At 65.6% G+C, this 1351-nt stretch carries 1 pseudogene; it reads right to left on the reverse strand.

The features are described from left to right. Positions 1 to 150: 150 nt before the first annotated feature. Positions 151 to 1351 (reverse strand): annotated as a pseudogene (locus tag D0D37_RS47075) (hypothetical protein); the annotation flags it as partial.

Here is a 1351-nt window from a genome sequence, read left to right on the forward strand (position 1 = left end):
ACAGTGGACACGCTGGTGCGACGCCAGCCACACCAACGCGTCCACCCAACGGGCACCACCCGCACACCCACCACCAAGATCAACAAAAACTCAACTCGGTGGATCCAGGTCTGATTCCCTCAAGGAGCCCTTCACGGCTTTGGACCGGGGTTACTCCGTGCTCCCGTCGGCGGCGGGGTCCGGGTGCTCCTTGCGCCACTCCTCGTCCGAGGTCTTCCAGGCTTCCTCGGCCTGCATGTGGATGTCGGTGATCGCCTTGTCGAAGTTGACCGAGTCCTTGCCCATCCAGCCTACGAAGTTCTTGCTGCTCTTGGCATCGGCCAAGCCCTTGAGGAAGGGGTACACGTTCGGGTGCGTCTTGAAGTATTCGTCAGGGCCTTTGACGATGTCTTTCCAGACGTTCTTCCCGCCGGTGTACTTCTGGACCTGGGGGAGATTGCACATGTTCTCCAGCCAGTCTTCGTGCTTCTTCATCCACCTGAAGTCGTGCACCTTGAACGGCGACTGCGGCCCGGAGGGCCGTCCGGTCCCGCCTTCGTTGCCCTGAGTGTTCCCGTGCTCGCCGCCGCCCTGGTTGCCTTCTTGGTGGTTCCCGCCGCCCGCGTTGTCGTCGTGGTGGTTGCCACCGGCGTTGTCGTCGTGGTTCGTGTTGTTGCCCGGCGGGTCGTCGTGATGGTTGTTGCCGCCGGGGTTGTCGTCGTGGTGATTGTTGCCGCCCGGCGTGTCTTCGTGCGGGGTGTTGTTGCCGCCGGGGGTGTCCTCGTGGTGGTTGTTGCCACCCGGGGTGTTGTCGTGGCCGTTGCCGCCGGGCGTGTTCTCGTGGCTGCCGCCTCCGCCGGGGGTGTCCTCGTGATGGTTGTTCCCGCCGGGGGTGTTGTCGTGGCCGTTGCCGCCGGGCGTGTTCTCGTGGTTGCCCCCGCCGCCCGGGGCGTCCTCGTGGTGCGTGGTGCCGCCCGGGGTGTCGTGCGGGCGGTTGGGCGGCGGGTTGAAGTGCTGGTCCGCGGCCAGCCAGGTGTCGAACGGATCGTCCTCGTGCGGCTGGTTGTTCGGCCGCTCTTCGTGCGGGTTGTTGTTCCCGCCCGGCGCATCTTCCTGGTGGTTGTTCCCGCCAGGAGTGTCTTCGTGGTGGTTGTTGCCGCCGGGGGTGTCGTCGTGCGGGGTGTTGTTCCCGCCGGGGGTGTCCTCGTGATGATTGTTCCCGCCCGGCGGATCCTCCTGGTGGTTGTTGCCGCCCGGGGTGTCCTCGTGGTTCGTGTTGTTGCCCGGCGGGTCGTCCTGATGGTTGTTCCCGCCAGGAGTGTCTTCGTGGTGGTTGTTGCCGCCAGGAGTGTCGTCGTGCGGGGTGTTGTTC

Origin of the sequence: Amycolatopsis circi (genome assembly GCF_003385235.1) — a bacterium.
Taxonomy (GTDB): domain Bacteria; phylum Actinomycetota; class Actinomycetes; order Mycobacteriales; family Pseudonocardiaceae; genus Amycolatopsis; species Amycolatopsis circi.